The sequence below is a fragment of the Nonomuraea guangzhouensis genome, assembly GCF_019396345.1.
Classification (GTDB): domain Bacteria; phylum Actinomycetota; class Actinomycetes; order Streptosporangiales; family Streptosporangiaceae; genus Nonomuraea; species Nonomuraea guangzhouensis.
Map to the genome: position 1 here is coordinate 96258 of NZ_JAHKRM010000034.1, position 13920 is coordinate 110177.

A 13920-nucleotide genomic window follows, 5' to 3' on the forward strand; every position below is an offset into this window, starting at 1 on the left:
GACCCGGGGCCGATCGGTACCCGAAGCCAACCCTCGCCGCTCACCACCACTCCGACCGGCCCGATTTCGCAGTAAAAGCCCACCTTATGATGAGGACCCGTCGTACAGGTACGCGGCCGTCCCCATCCCCCGCCGGCGGGAGCCGCGCGTACTCCTCGATCAGGGTCCGGCGCGGCGAGTGGACGGCACCGTCGGCTACTTTTCCGTCATTTACCATATTCCTGGCGTGTCATTGGAAAGCCGGGGGAAGTCCCGCTCGCCTCTCCGGTGACGCCGATAAATTCGCCGCCCGACATCCTGGGGCCGCTCTCCTCGTACAAGGCCGCATTCCCCGACAAATCCGACGTATTCGTATTATGTGCGGACATGTTGTGAAATGAGGTTTTGCCTATCGTCGGGAGACCGGGCCGGTCGACGGGATTATCGTGGAATATGTTCCGCCGTATCGGCGTATCCCGGGGAACCCGAAACCGGCGCTCTCATCCAAATCCGTTTCAGGGAGTGATCTCTGATGCTCAAGCGTCTGCTTCTCACCGCCTCCTTGGCGGCATCCACCCTCATCGTCACCGGAACGGCCACAACACAGCCCGTCAGCGCCGCGAGCGTATGCCCGCCCAGCGCCCAGCACGTCACCGCCATGCCGCAGAGCGCGGACAGGAAGTGCGAGTGGCGCTGGTGGCACCACAAGTGGTGCAAGTTCTGCTGGCGGCACGGTCACTGGGAACGTCAGTGGTGCAAGAGCTGGGACCACGACGACGACCACGGCCACATGAGCTAGCCTCAGCCATCACCATCAGCGCACAACAGTCGCTCCGCGTGGCCCGCCCGCGCGGGGCGATCTCCCATGCCCCCTGGCAACAAGCTGAACAGCCAGGCGGGACGTCAGGGAGATGTCTCCGGGGGGCTCGTCGGTGCCAGGCCGAGTATTCCGGTGGCGACCCGATGCAGGTGGACACGGAAGCGCGCCACGGTCCTATCGCCCTGGGAGAAGCCGGCGGGGGGTGAGCTCATCGTGGCATAGCGCACGAAAATGATGACGGTCCAGGCGATCGTTCGCACGCAGAGTTCCACATCGGCGTCGGGAGCGATCAGGCCCGCCTCGGCCATTCTGTTGAACACGGTGAAGACGCTGTTGACCAGCGGCTCGTTGTAGATCTGCTCCAGGTCGCGCAGATCGGCGGCATCCCCCAGCCAGCGGTGCATCAGCAGGGCGGAGATGTCGGGGTTGTTCAGGCAGAAGTCCAGATAGTCGTCGACGAGCGCGTGGATGCTCGCCGCCGCCTGCGGCGCTCCCGACTCGTCGATGCGAGCCAGGGAACGCTCGAAGAGCGCCTTCTGCTCCGTGTAACCGTGCCCCATCACCGCCAGATAGAGCTCCCGTTTGGACCCCGCGAGCTCCATGACGGTGTCGATGTCCAGCTCGGCGGCCTCGGCGATCTGGACCAGCGTCGTCGCGTCGTATCCGAGGGCCGCGAACAGTCGCGACGCGGCCGAGATGATCCTTTCCACGCCCCTCCTCTCTGGAACACGCGATTCGAGCCCCGGTACGCGTGGTCGGCTCCCCTCCCACTCCAACAGATCGGCTGCCAAACTCCGGCAAAGCGACACGCCGGAAGGGGATCTGGCATCATGCGATCATGCGAATCGGGACGCTCGGCGCAGCTCGGATCACCCCCACCGCGCTCATCAAGCCGGCCCGTGCCGTACCCGAGGTGGAGGTGGCCGCGGTCGCCGCCCGGGACCGGTCGCGGGCCGCGGAGTTCGCCGCCAAGCACGGCATCCCGCATGTTCACGGGTCCTACGAGGACCTGGTCGCCGACCCCTCGCTGACCGCCGTCTACAACCCGCTGCCGAACGCGCTGCACGCCGAATGGACTCTCAAGGCGATCGAAGCCGGCAAGCACGTGCTCTGCGAGAAGCCGTTCACCTCCAACGCCGCCGAGGCGCGGACCGTCGCGGACGCCGCGGCGCGGTCCGGCGTGGTGGTGATGGAGGCCTTCCACTACCGCTACCACCCGCTGATGGAACGGGCTCTCGAGATCGTCGGCACCCAACTCGGCGAGGTCCGGCATGTCGAGACCTGGATGTGCTTTCCGCTGCCCAGGTTCTCCGACATCCGCTACTCGCTGAAGCTCGGCGGGGGCGCGCTCATGGACGCGGGCTGCTACGCGGTGCACTGCCTGCGGACGCTCGGGCCCGGCGAGCCCTCGGTCGTGGCCGCGGCGGCGCTCACCAAGTCTCCGGGGGTCGATCGTGCGATGGCCGCCGACCTGCGCTTCCCCGGCGGTGCGACCGGGCGGCTGCACGCCTCCATGTGGTCGGGACAGTTACTCAAGATCGCCGCGCGGGTCGAAGGCGAACGCGGGTCGCTGCACATCACGAACTTCGTCGCCCCGCAGTTCTTCCACCGGATGACCGTGACCGTCGACGGCGTGCGGCGCCGCGAGCGGGTCGCGGGCGACGCGACGTACACCTGCCAGCTCCGCGCCTTCGCGGCAGCGGTAGGCCAGGGCACCCCGCCGCTGACCCCACCGGCCGACTCCGTCGCCAACATGACGATCATCGACGACATCTACCGCAAGGCGGGGCTCCCCGTGCGCGGCGCCGTCTAGGGGGCTACCTGGCCAGGCGGCTTCGACGGCGCCGGGACAGGCGCAGGGCGAGGACCAGAATGGCGACGGCCGTCGCGGCGAGGCCGGTGATGAGGACCCACGGCCAGGGCGAGTCGATCAGTGCGGGGATGCCCCAGCTGGCCGGCTTGCCGGGGAAGAGCAGGGTCGCGGTGACGGTGTGGTGGACCCGTCCGCTTTCCAGCAGGAGCTCGACCTTCCACGGGCCGTCGGGCAATCGTTCGTCGAGCACGACGGCGACCGGCGCACTCGCGTTGACCTCCAGCGTGGTGCCCAGCTGGGCTGGGAACGGTCCGGCGCCGAGTCCGCCAGGCCCCTCGCTCAGCCGCATCTTCCCGCTGATGTCCAGGGCGCGCTGGCCGGTGTTGTGTACCGTGGCCTGGACCACGGGCATGCCGTCGGCGGTGCGGCCGGGGGTCAGCCGGTCGATGCGGAAGTCCGATGGCGGGTCGCCCCCGGGGCCGACGTCGAGATAGATCCTGATCCCGACCCGGTTGACCATCTGGACGCTGCGGGCGGAGCCGGACACGGATGGGGAGGTCGCCTCGGCGAAGATGGCGCCGTACCGTTCCCCCTTGGTGGCGGACTCGGGAATGGTGATCGTCGCCTTGAGCGGGACGTTGCTGTGCGGCGGCACGACCAGCTCGGTGCGGTTGACGGACACCCACGAACTCAGCTCGTTGGCGTCGCGGTCCGGCGTCGGCAGGAACTTGTGATCGCGGATCTCCGCCGCACCGGGATAGACCGAGATGTGCTGGGGGCTGTTGGAGGTGTTCTCGATCTCGAAGCGCCGGGAGATCTTGGTGCCGGGGTTGATGTGGTCGACGATGTACAGGTAGGCGCGAGGGTCGTCGCGGCGGTTGGCGGAGGCCTCCAGCAGCTTGATGCCGATGACGCCGCGTGAGTCGCGGTGGGACGGGTCCGGGCCGCCCGATCCGCCTTGTGCGAGGGCGGGGGCGCTGATCGCGCTGATCAGCAGCGTCAGCGCCCCCATCGAGGAGAGCAGCATGATACGCACGGCCACTGTGGTCAGGTCACCGTGTGCGTGATCGTGCCGGTGTACTGGCCTCCCACGTTGCTCAGGGCGACCGCGATGGTGATCAGCGGGTTCCACGTCGCCGAGTTGCTGCCGGTGCCGCCCGAATGGCTGTAGGCGGTGCGCGAGGCGCTCAAGGCCTGTCCCGTCGCGGGAGGTGGGTTGGCACACCCGGTCTGGCCGGCGGTGAAGGTGCCGTTGCCGGTCGTGGCGCTGGCGGTTCCCGAGCAGTAGGACACGCTGGCGTTGGTGATGGTCTCCCCGGGGTCGTCACCGCCGCCGGTGGTGAAGGACGACGAGGTCACGGACGCCGTCCAGGTGGGGGTGGCCGAGGCGCGCGCGTCGTTCACGGTGACCGATCCCAGCTGGCCGTAGGCGTTGCCGCCCGGCGCCGCGTCGTTGGTCAGGTCGACCGTGCTGTTGGGCACGGTGATCTCCAGCGCACCCACGGTCACATCGAAGGTGGTCGTGGTGTTGCACGCCGTGTTGTTGGCACAGGTGCCGGCCTCGGCCGGTATCCCGGTCAGCGCCCCCAGCGTCATCACCCCCGCCAATCCCACCAGGCCGGTCCTCAAAAGCGCTTTCATGCTGGTGAATTCCCCTTGAACTCGCATGGAACGTCGACATCGAAAATCCCGGCCCGCTTCCGGCCCAGGATGTGGGGACATTAACACGGAGCGAAAGCGACTCCTCCGCCGATACGGTCAATCGCCCCACCAAAAAACGCCAAGCCTTCGAATACCGTCATTGACCGGTCGCAGCACCCCGGCCCATGAGCTCCCTATCAAAATTCTGCATAAGTGTTGGTGACGAATTTACCGGCCACGAGGATTGCCCTATGAACGCGGCCCGCCATCCGCCGCTTAAACTGCCGACGACTTTTCGCTTGTCGAAGCGTGCGGTCCAGTTCATGCAGGTTCATCGGAATCGAGGAGATACGTGCGGACATTCGCCTCGCTGATGGCGTCGATCGTCGTAAGCCTCGGGCTCGCCGCTCCTGCGGCCCCCGCGGCCGCCGCCGGTGCCATCGGTGCCGCGACGAACTCCACGTTCGCCTTGCACGCCAACACCCTCACGATCACCGTGCCCGCCTCGAGCAACCTGGGAAACGGCACTCATGGCAACTCGCTCAGCGCCATCCTGGGCACGATCACCGTGGAGGATGGCCGTAACGGGTCCATGACCTGGACGGCGACGGTGACGTCCACCAACTTCACCACCGGCGGCGGGAGCGCCGGCGAGACGATCACCAAAGGCAACGTCTCGTACTGGTCCGGCCCGACCACCTTCTCATCGGGCGGTGGCTCACGCTTCCCGGGGCAGCTCACCCCAGCGGACAAGGTTCCGCTGTCCTCGCCTGTGACCGCGTTCAGGGGGACCAAGGCGCCGCTCGCCACCGTCACCAGTTGGCAGCCGACACTCGTGGTCAGTGTCCCGATCGCGGCCGTCTTGGGCCGCTACACCGGCGTCATCACCCATACGGTCACCTGATCGCCCGCTTTCCGCGGACGCGATTCTCGGTATGCGGCGAAGCTGACATTTCCCACTGGCTTGGCCGGTGAATTGGCGGACTCATGACCGGCCACAAACAAAGACTGCCGAGGCGGAACGGCGGCGCCGGGAGATATTGGGACGGCTGGGCCGGACAGAGGTGAGGAATGTCCGGTGCATCAAGTATTCGGCGGAATTCGCGGCGGATATTCGAGCATTCCGGACGCTGGGCCGACAACACCCGCCCGGAGTCCGTTGCTCGTCCGTCCGATTTCTTGCCGTTCTACCTGAAAGGGAATGTCATGCGTCGACGCGCCAGAATCCTCGGATATCCACTCGCCGTCATGGCCCTGCTCCTGGCGGCCCACATACCGGCCGCCGCATCCGATGCCAAGCCACCCTATCCCCCCATGCCCCCACGCCCCTGGGTCAAGCTCTGCCTCAAGCTCAAGCAGCAGCCGGCCCACAAGCACATCCGGTGCACCATCCCGCCCACCAACCCGCACGGACGCGGCCCCCTGCGCATAGCCGACTCCCTGCGCACACCGACGATCAACGAGATCGCCATACCGACCTACGGGGCTGTTCCCGTCGGCATCACCTCCGGGCCGGACGGCAACATCTGGTTCACCGAGAACTACGGCAACAAGATCGGGAAAGTCACCCCTGGCGGCGTGTTCACCGAATACAGCCTGCCCACCGCGGACTCCCAGCCCGGGCACATCACCACCGGCCCCGACGGTGCTCTGTGGTTCACCGAAGCGACCAACAACAAGATCGGACGCATCACCACCTCCGGGACGATCACCGAATACAGCCTGCCGACCAGCGGTGCCTACCCATGGGGCATCACCGTCGGCCCGGACGACAACCTGTGGTTCAGCGAGACCAACGTCGACAAGGTCGGAAAGATCACCACGTCCGGGACGGTCACCGAATACAGCCTGCCGACCAGCGGCGCCTACCCCATGTTCATCACCACCGGCCCTGACGACAACGTGTGGTTCACCGAGCCCCTCCTGGGCAGCCTCGCGAAGATCACCACCAGCGGAACCGTCACCGAGTACGCCGGTCCCAGCGGCGCGTTGCCCATCGGGATCACCACCGGGGCCGACGGCAACCTGTGGTACACCGATGCCCAGGGAAGGATCGGTAAGTCCACCACAGGCGGTAGCTTCACCGACTACGCCCTCAGCGATCCCAACAGCTTCCCCTGGGGCATGACCCTCGGCCTGGACGACAACATCTGGTTCGTCGAACAGAGCAGCAACATGGTCGGCAGCATCACCACAGGCGGCACCATCAGCGAAGACGCCCTTCCGACCGACTACGCCGGTCCCATGCAGATCACCGTCGGATCCGACGACAACCTCTGGATCACCGAGGACTTCGTCGACCAGCTCGCCATCGTCACCCCCTGACCTGACCGGATCGGCAGCCGCGCACCTGGCGTCGCGGCTGCCGATTCGTGCGTCCGTACACGGTGAGCATCCCCTGGCCGAACGCCTACTTGTAACGTCCTACATAATTGGTAGGAAATTAGAAGTTAGGAGTAGGGATTTGGAGGGATGACCGTGCACATGCCGAACTTCCTGGTCGTAGGCGTCCCCAAGGCGGGAACGACAGCCCTGCACGCCGCGCTCCAGCGGCATCCACAGCTCTACCTGCCTCAGGTCAAGGAGCCCAAGTACTTCCTCACCGACGGCCCGCCACCCACCAGAGGCGGGCCGGGCGACCTGAAGACGTACCGCGAGCACGTCTGGCGCCGCGCGGACTACGAGGCGCTGTTCGCCCCGGCGCCCGCGGGCAGTCTGACCGGCGAGTGCACACCCTTCTACCTGTACGACCGCGACGCGCAACGCCGCATCAAGGCGGCCATCCCCGACGCCAGGCTCATCGTGATCGTGCGTGACCCGGTCGAGCGCGCTCACTCCAACTGGACCCACCTGTGGTCGGCCGGGCTCGAACCGATCGGCGACGTGGTGCGTGCCTGCGAGGAGGAGGGCCGGCGGATCGCCGCCGGGTGGGCGCACTTCTGGCACTACGTGGCACTCGGCCGGTACGGCGAGCAGCTCGCCGACCTGTACGAGCTGTTCCCGCGCGAGCAGGTGCTGGTCTTCCGCTACCGGGACCTCGTCGACCGGCCGGCCGAAACGCTCGACCGGATCTGCGGGTTCCTCGGGGTGGAGCAGGGGCTGCTGACCGAGACGCCGAGGGAGAACGTCACGGCGCATCCCGACGCCAGCCCGCGGCACGCGCTGCTGTCCACGGCCCGGCGGCTCCTGCCCGGGGCCCTGGCCGATCCCGTCGAGCAGCTGCTCCAGCGGCGGGCCGCCCCTCGCCGCCCCCTGACCTGGGAGCAGCGGAGTCAGCTCATTCCGTACTTCACCGAGGACATCCGGCTCCTGCAGCGGGTCACCGGCGAGGACTTCGGCGACTGGCTCCGGCCCCGGGAGCGTTCGGGCGGCCTGGTCGGCGCGCGGCCGCCCGGCCAGCGGCAGTCCAGGAACGGCCGCCCAGCCCGCCCTGACCAGCCGAGACCTGACCAGCCAAGACCTGAGCAGGCCAGCCCTGAGCAGCTCAGCCCGCCCTGATCAGCGCAGCTCGGTGCGCAGCTCGTGGGCCCCGTCGGCGCGGGTGTACTCGTAGTAGAGCCGGATCCGGCCGTCCGGCAGGTCGACGATGTCGAGGTAACGCAGTCCGCCGCCCCGGTGCGGCGACATGGCCGCCGGGGCGGTCCCCAGCGGGGTCAGGTCGCCGGGGTCAGAGCCCTCGGCGATCCCGGTGCGCTCCTCGTAGTTCTCGGCCGCGCTGGCCCGGCCGTCGTAGAAGGCCAGCACCCGGTCGCCGGCGAAACGCACCGAGCTGATCCGTACGCCACGCCCGTCCCACAGCCCCGGCCGCCCGCTCAACGCCGTGCCCTGCCAGGTCCACTCCAGGCCGTCGGTGCTGGTGGCGTAGTCGGTCACCATCCGGTCGGCCTCGTCGGCGTCGGCCAGCGGATGGCAGGAGGCCCACAGATGCCACTTCCCGTCCCGCCGTACGATCACCGGGTCCTTCACGCCGGTCTTGGGGTCGCCGGGCAGGACGGTGTCGCGTGAGCGCGGGTCGAACCCGGCGGGGTCGTCGCTCTCCAGCACCTCCACCCGCCAGTGCTTGGTCCCAGGGGTGGCGCAGCTCAGGTAGAGCCGCCAGCGGCCCTCGTCCGTACGCACCAGGGTCGGCCGTTCCAGGGACTCGGCGGCCATCTCCTCGCGGGTGATGGTCGTCAGGGTCTCGAACCGCTCACCGTCGACCGAACGGGCGACCACCACCGCGTAGCCGCGTCCCTGTCCGACCGGGCGACGCAGCCGATAGGCGAGATAGATCAGCCCGTCGGCCGCGACCGCGCTGGGCCCGCCGGCCCAGTGCCCCTCGCCCGCGATCGGTGGCAGGACCGCGACCGTCGCGCGGTCAGGGTCGGGGAGCAGGGCTGCGTGAACGTCCATGTCGGTCGGCATGGAGTCGAGGCTAGGCCACGGCGTGGAGCTGGACACGGATGCACACCTTCCCTTTGCATTCCCTTATTCCTACCTAAATGGTCTGAATACTACACGGCCCCGCGAGCGGAACGCGGGTCCCCATGAATCGGCAAGGGAAGTGACCTGGTCGTCCGCATTCCTCCATCGACGTGGTCACTATGTGCATTGGGCGCTTACTCCGTGTCATTGACGGCGATACCTAACGCATTACGCCCAACTGCCGAGACGGGGGCCGTGGACATGAGCGAAACCACGACGGACGCCGCTGTGGACGAGGTGCACATTCTGTGGACCTCGGAGGGCATGAGCTGCGACGGCGACACGGTCTCGATCACGGCGGCTTCCCAGCCGAGCCTTGAAGAGGTGCTGCTCGGCCTGGTGCCCGGACTGCCGAAGGTGACGTTGCACAACAAGGTGCTGGCGGCGGAGACGGGCAGCGACTTCATGGCCGCCTTCCACCAGGCCGCGGAGGGCGGCCTGCGCCCGTTCGTCTTCGTCGTCGAGGGGTCGATCCCCAACGAGAAGATCAACGGCGAGGGTTACTGGACGTCGATGGGGAACGACCCGGTGACCGGGCAGCCGATCACCGTCAACCAGTGGATCGACCGGCTCGCGCCGCAGGCGTGGGCGGTGGTCGCGATAGGCACCTGCGCGACGTACGGCGGCATCCACGCCATGGCCGGGAACCCGACGGGCAGCATGGGACTCGGCGACTACCTGGGCCACGACTTCCGCTCGGCCGGTGGGCTGCCCATCATCAACGTGCCGGGCTGCCCGGTGCAGCCCGACAACTTCATGGAGACCCTGACCTGGCTGCTGTATCAGGCCGCGGGGCTGGCGCCCATGATCCCCCTCGACAAGCAGCTGCGGCCGACCTGGTTGTTCGGCAAGACGGTGCACGAGGGGTGCGACCGCGCCGGCTACTACGAGCAGGGCGACTTCGCCCAGGACTACAACTCGCCCAAGTGCCAGGTCAAGATCGGCTGCTGGGGTCCGGTGGTCAACTGCAACGTCCCCAAGCGCGGCTGGATGGGTGGGATCGGCGGCTGCCCCAACGTGGGCGGCATCTGCATCGGCTGCACGATGCCCGGGTTCCCCGACAAGTTCATGCCGTTCATGGACCAGCCACCCGGTGCGCTCGTCTCCTCCACCGCCACCGGCGCGTACGGATCGCTCATCCGCAAACTGCGCGGCATCACCAACAGGACGGTCAACAAGGAGCCGAAGTGGCGGCACAACGAGCCTGAGTTGACGAGTGGCTACAGCCGGAACGGCGCTAGGCGAGAGGGAACGACGCGGTGACCATCCGATCCAAGGAGGCTCAGGAGACTCGGCAACTGGTCGAGATGTCCTGGGACCCCATCACCCGCATCATCGGCAACCTGGGGATCTACACGAAGATCGACTTCAATAACAACGAGGTCGTCGAGTGTAAGAGCACCTCTTCGTTGTTCCGGGGCTACAGCGTGTTCATGCGCGGCAAGGACCCGCGGGACTCGCACTTCATCACCAGCCGTATCTGCGGCATCTGCGGCGACAACCACGCGACCTGCTCGGTCTACGCGCAGAACATGGCGTACGGCATCAAGACCCCACCTCTGGGCGAGTGGATCATCAATCTCGGCGAGGCGGCCGAGTACATGTTCGACCACACGCTGTTCCAGGACAACCTGGTGTTCGTCGACTACTGCGAGCAGATCGTCAAGGAGACCAACCCCAGCCTGCTGCGCAGGGCGGAGACCACGGAGGCGCCGCACGCCGACGTCCACGGATACCGGACGATCGCCGACATCATGCGGGCGTTCAACCCGTTCACCGGCGCGATGTACCGCGAGGCGTTGCAGGTGAGCCGGGTCACCAGGGAGATGTTCTGCCTGATGGAGGGGCGGCACGTACATCCCTCGACGATCTATCCGGGTGGCGTGGGCACGGTGGCGACACCCCAGCTGTTCACCGACTACCTGTCCCGGCTGCTCAGGGTCCTTGACTTCATCAAGAAGGTCGTGCCGGTCAACGACGACCTGTTCGACTTCTTCTACGAGGCGCTGCCCGGGTACGAGGAGGTCGGCCGGCGGCGGATCATGCTGGGCTGCTGGGGTTCCTTCCAGGACCCGGCCGTCGTCGACTACGACTACCGGACGATGGGCGAGTGGGGCCGGGGCATGTTCGTCACCCCGGGCATCGTCCTGGACGGCGAACTGCGTACCACGAGCCTGGTGGACATCAACCTCGGCCTCCGGATCCTGCTGGGCAGCTCGTTCTACGACGACTGGCAGAACGAGGAGATGTTCGTCACCCACGACCCGCTCGGCAACCCGGTGGACCGGCGTCATCCGTGGAACCAGACGACGCTGCCGAAACCGCAGAAGCGGAACCTGACGGACGGCAACTACAGCTGGGTCATGAGCCCCCGCTGGTACGACGACCGCACCGGCGATCACCTCGCGCTGGACACCGGCGGCGGCGCGCTCGCCCGGCTCTGGACGACGGCGCTGGCCGGCATCGTCGACACCGGATTCGTCAAGGCGACCGGTCACAGCGTGGAGATCAACCTGCCCAAGAGCACGCTGCTGCCGGAGATGAGGTTCGAGTGGAAGGTGCCCCAGTGGTCCAACACCATCGAGCGCAACCGGGCCCGCATCTACTTCATCGCCTACTCCGCCGCGATGGCCTTCCACTTCCTGGACAAGGCGATGGCCGAGGTACGGGCCGGCCGGACGAAGGTCTTCACCGACTTCGACGTGCCCGATGAGGCGATCGGCTGCGGCTTCCACGAGGCGGTGCGCGGGGTCCTGTCCCACCACATGGTGATCCGCGACGGCAAGATCGCCAACTACCACCCGTACCCGCCCACGCCGTGGAACGCGAGCCCGCGCGACACCTACGGCACTCCCGGCCCGTACGAGGACGCCGTGCAGGGGATGCACATCTTCGAGGAGAACGGCCCGGAGAACTTCAAGGGCATCGACATCATGCGTACGGTACGCAGCTTCGACCCCTGCCTCCCGTGCGGTGTCCACATGTACCTCGGCGACGGGAAGGTGCTCAAGCAGGTGCACTCCCCGACGCTGGGCACGAGCGTCTCCGGATAGGGGCGGGCGATGTCACTGACCGACCGCGCGGCCGCCGAGCGGGTGGCCCGGGTCGACGCCCTGCTGGACAGCGTCGAGTCGCTGCCCGATCCCGGGCTCACCGTCGATGCGCTCCAGGCGATGCTCGACCTGTACGGCGAGGCTCTCGCCCGGATCCTCGCGATCGGCGGGGACGCGCTGGGGCCCGCGCTGGTCGAGGACGAACTGGTCGCCTACCTGCTGTTGCTGCACGGCCTGCATCCGCTGGAGGTGTCCGTCCGGGTCGAGCAGGCGGTGAGCCGCGTACGGTCCCGGCTCGGTGGCTCGGCCGTCGAGGCGGTGACCGTGGCGGACGGTGTGGCGAGGGTGCGGCTCCGGCGCGGTCGCGGTGGCTGCGGTGGCGCGGCCGATCCGTCGGCCCTGCTGGAGGAGGCGATCCGGAACGCCGCCCCGGAGCTCGACCGGGTGGAGATCGAGGAGCTCGGCCCGCCCCCGGTCCTGATCACCATCGACGCCCTGCGCCGCCCGGGCGCACGGACGTCGTGAGGGAGCGCGGCATGGCGCGAGGGGGCCTGCGCGGCTTCCTCGACCGATCGGCCCGGGACGACGCCGACCGAGCGGCCGAGCAGTCTCCGGGGGACCGGGGCGACGCCGACCGAGCGGCCGAACGGTCGGACCGGGACGACGGTTCGTGCCGGTGCGAGCTGTGCGCCGCGCCCATCCCGGCCGAGCACCGGCACCTGCTCGAACTGGCGGTCCGCGAACCACGTTGTGCCTGCCGGCCGTGTGCCCTGCTCTTCGACCACCCACCGGCGCAGGACGACCACTACCGCCTGGTGCCCGACCGCCGGTGGTACCTGCCGGACTTCGCCCTCGACGACACCACCTGGCAGGCCCTGGAGATCCCCGTACAGATGGCGTTCGCCTGCCGCGACACGTCCGAAGGGCGGACCGTGATCCGGTACCCCGGCCCGGCCGGAGCGGTCGAGGCTGCGACCGCCCCGGCCGCCTGGGCCTCGGTGGAAGCGGCCAACCCCGTGCTGCGGCAGCTGGCCCCCGACGTGGAGGCGCTCCTGGTCAACCGGACCGGCGGCGCGCGAGACCACTGGCTCGTGCCGATCGACGACTGCTTCGCCCTCGTCGCCGTGCTCAGGTCCCGGTGGAAGGGCCTGGCCGGCGGCCAGGACGTCTGGAACGGGGTCGGCGCCTTCTTCACCGAACTGCGGAGCCGGGCCAAGCCCGTGCCCGCGGACCTGTCGAAAGGAGTTCCACGATGACCGGCGACATCAAGGTGGGCCGCCCCCAAGTGCGGCCCGACGCGCCCGCGCACCTGAAGGGCGTCCACGAGGGGAACGCGCTCGGCAACTACGAACGGCAACCGGGCCACCTGCCCGGAGGCTTCTCGACGGCGGCGCGATCCACCGGCATCAACCCGCGGGACCGCGACCCGATCGACCCGGCCATGCCCAACCTCTCCCCGGCATGAGGCCGGGACCGGGCAGCAGGGGAGCTTCATGAAGCCGCCGGAGCTGAGGTTCGCGGTCGAGAAGGCCGAGGCGGTGGACTTCGCCGCCGTGCCCATGGTGCGGTTCACGCTGCGGATCGACGGCACCGGCGCGCCGCCGGTCCGGAGCCTCGCGCTGGACACCCAGATCCGCATCGCCGACGCGCGGCGCCGCCACGACCCGCCGACCCGGCGGCGGCTCACCGAGCTGTTCGGCGCGCCCGAGGAGTGGGGGCGGGCGTCGAGGAGCCTGCTGTGGGCGCGGGTGGTGACGCAAGTACCCGGGTTCGACGGGGGCACGATCACGAGCATCGACGTGAGCTGCACCTATGACTTCGAGGTGGCGGTCGCCAAGTACTTCCACACCCTGCCGGACGGCGAGGTCCCGCTGGACTTCCTGTTCAGCGGGACGATCTTCTACGCCGACGCCGGCCTGCTCCGGGTGGCCCGGATCCCCTGGGACACCGACGCCGCGTTCCGGATGCCGGTCCAGGTCTGGAAGGACGTCATGGACCACTACTTCCCGCGCAGCGCCTGGCTCCGGCTGGACCGCGAGGCGTTCGACCGGCTGTACGACTACAAGATCCAGCACACGTTGACGACCTGGGAAGACGTCGTGGGGAAACTGCTGGCGAGCGAACCGGGCGGTGGCTGACGGATGGACCCG

General features: G+C 68.2%; 15 protein-coding genes. 11 read left to right on the top strand and 4 right to left on the bottom strand.

From position 1 onward, the window contains the following. The first annotated feature begins 511 nt into the window (after nucleotides 1–511). The gene (locus KME78_RS49900) at nucleotides 512–778 is read left to right on the top strand and encodes a hypothetical protein (RefSeq protein WP_219537041.1); all 267 of its coding nucleotides are present in this window, start codon (nucleotides 512–514) and stop codon (nucleotides 776–778) included. Between the two features lie 104 nt (nucleotides 779–882). On the opposite strand, the gene KME78_RS49905 is transcribed toward KME78_RS49900, so the two are convergent. Continuing rightward, nucleotides 883–1509: a TetR/AcrR family transcriptional regulator gene (locus KME78_RS49905; RefSeq protein ID WP_219537042.1), complete on the bottom strand. Its 627-nt coding sequence runs from the start codon at nucleotides 1507–1509 to the stop codon at nucleotides 883–885. A 128-nt stretch (nucleotides 1510–1637) separates the two neighbouring features. On the opposite strand from KME78_RS49905, the gene KME78_RS49910 reads away from it, so the two are divergent. Then, nucleotides 1638–2612 (top strand): Gfo/Idh/MocA family protein, encoded by a 975-nt coding sequence (locus KME78_RS49910; RefSeq protein WP_219537043.1) that lies wholly within the window; start codon nucleotides 1638–1640, stop codon nucleotides 2610–2612. Nucleotides 2613–2616: 4 nt separating this feature from the next. Here the strand turns inward: KME78_RS49910 and KME78_RS49915 are convergent, their stop codons facing one another. Both KME78_RS49915 and KME78_RS49920 read right to left on the bottom strand, forming a co-directional pair. Beyond that, nucleotides 2617–3654 (bottom strand): hypothetical protein, encoded by a 1038-nt coding sequence (locus KME78_RS49915; RefSeq protein WP_308127428.1) that lies wholly within the window; start codon nucleotides 3652–3654, stop codon nucleotides 2617–2619. Between the two features lie 5 nt (nucleotides 3655–3659). Next, a complete protein-coding gene (locus KME78_RS49920) occupies nucleotides 3660–4253 on the bottom strand; it encodes a hypothetical protein (protein WP_246653771.1) in 594 nt (197 codons plus the stop codon). Nucleotides 4254–4605: 352 nt separating this feature from the next. On the opposite strand from KME78_RS49920, the gene KME78_RS49925 reads away from it, so the two are divergent. The 3 genes from KME78_RS49925 to KME78_RS49935 all read left to right on the top strand — a co-directional run bounded on the left by KME78_RS49925 (nucleotide 4606) and on the right by KME78_RS49935 (nucleotide 7751). Then, nucleotides 4606–5157 (top strand): hypothetical protein, encoded by a 552-nt coding sequence (locus KME78_RS49925; RefSeq protein ID WP_219537044.1) that lies wholly within the window; start codon nucleotides 4606–4608, stop codon nucleotides 5155–5157. A gap of 410 nt (nucleotides 5158–5567) precedes the next feature. Further along, nucleotides 5568–6578 (top strand): Vgb family protein, encoded by a 1011-nt coding sequence (locus KME78_RS49930; protein ID WP_219537045.1) that lies wholly within the window; start codon nucleotides 5568–5570, stop codon nucleotides 6576–6578. A 147-nt stretch (nucleotides 6579–6725) separates the two neighbouring features. Continuing rightward, nucleotides 6726–7751 carry a sulfotransferase family protein gene (locus tag KME78_RS49935; protein ID WP_246653775.1) on the top strand — a complete coding sequence of 342 codons (1026 nt, stop codon included), beginning with the start codon at nucleotides 6726–6728 and terminating at the stop codon, nucleotides 7749–7751. Here the strand turns inward: KME78_RS49935 and KME78_RS49940 are convergent, their stop codons facing one another. Then, a complete protein-coding gene (locus tag KME78_RS49940) occupies nucleotides 7752–8657 on the bottom strand; it encodes a glycoside hydrolase family protein (protein WP_246653781.1) in 906 nt (301 codons plus the stop codon). 261 nt (nucleotides 8658–8918) lie between these two features. Between KME78_RS49940 and KME78_RS49945 the strand changes: the two genes are divergently transcribed. From KME78_RS49945 to KME78_RS49970, 6 genes are read left to right on the top strand one after another with little or no spacing between them, the layout of a single operon-like run. Next, nucleotides 8919–9980, top strand: a complete 1062-nt coding sequence (locus KME78_RS49945; RefSeq protein WP_219537046.1) for an NADH-quinone oxidoreductase subunit B family protein — start codon at nucleotides 8919–8921, stop codon at nucleotides 9978–9980. Next, nucleotides 9977–11770, top strand: coding sequence for a nickel-dependent hydrogenase large subunit (locus KME78_RS49950; protein ID WP_308127429.1), 1794 nt, complete (start codon nucleotides 9977–9979; stop codon nucleotides 11768–11770). Before KME78_RS49945 ends, KME78_RS49950 begins: the two co-directional genes overlap by 4 nt. A 9-nt stretch (nucleotides 11771–11779) precedes the next feature. Beyond that, nucleotides 11780–12295, top strand: coding sequence for a NifU-related iron-sulfur-binding protein (locus KME78_RS49955; protein ID WP_219537047.1), 516 nt, complete (start codon nucleotides 11780–11782; stop codon nucleotides 12293–12295). An 11-nt stretch (nucleotides 12296–12306) separates the two neighbouring features. Further along, nucleotides 12307–13026 carry a DUF5947 family protein gene (locus tag KME78_RS49960; RefSeq protein WP_219537048.1) on the top strand — a complete coding sequence of 240 codons (720 nt, stop codon included), beginning with the start codon at nucleotides 12307–12309 and terminating at the stop codon, nucleotides 13024–13026. Next, a complete protein-coding gene (locus tag KME78_RS49965; RefSeq protein WP_219537049.1) occupies nucleotides 13023–13235 on the top strand; it encodes a hypothetical protein in 213 nt (70 codons plus the stop codon). The genes KME78_RS49960 and KME78_RS49965 overlap by 4 nt, the downstream gene beginning before the upstream one ends. A 28-nt stretch (nucleotides 13236–13263) precedes the next feature. Beyond that, entirely contained in the window at nucleotides 13264–13908 is a 645-nt protein-coding gene (locus tag KME78_RS49970) for a DUF6084 family protein (RefSeq protein WP_219537050.1), read from the top strand. Nucleotides 13909–13920 lie beyond the last annotated feature (12 nt).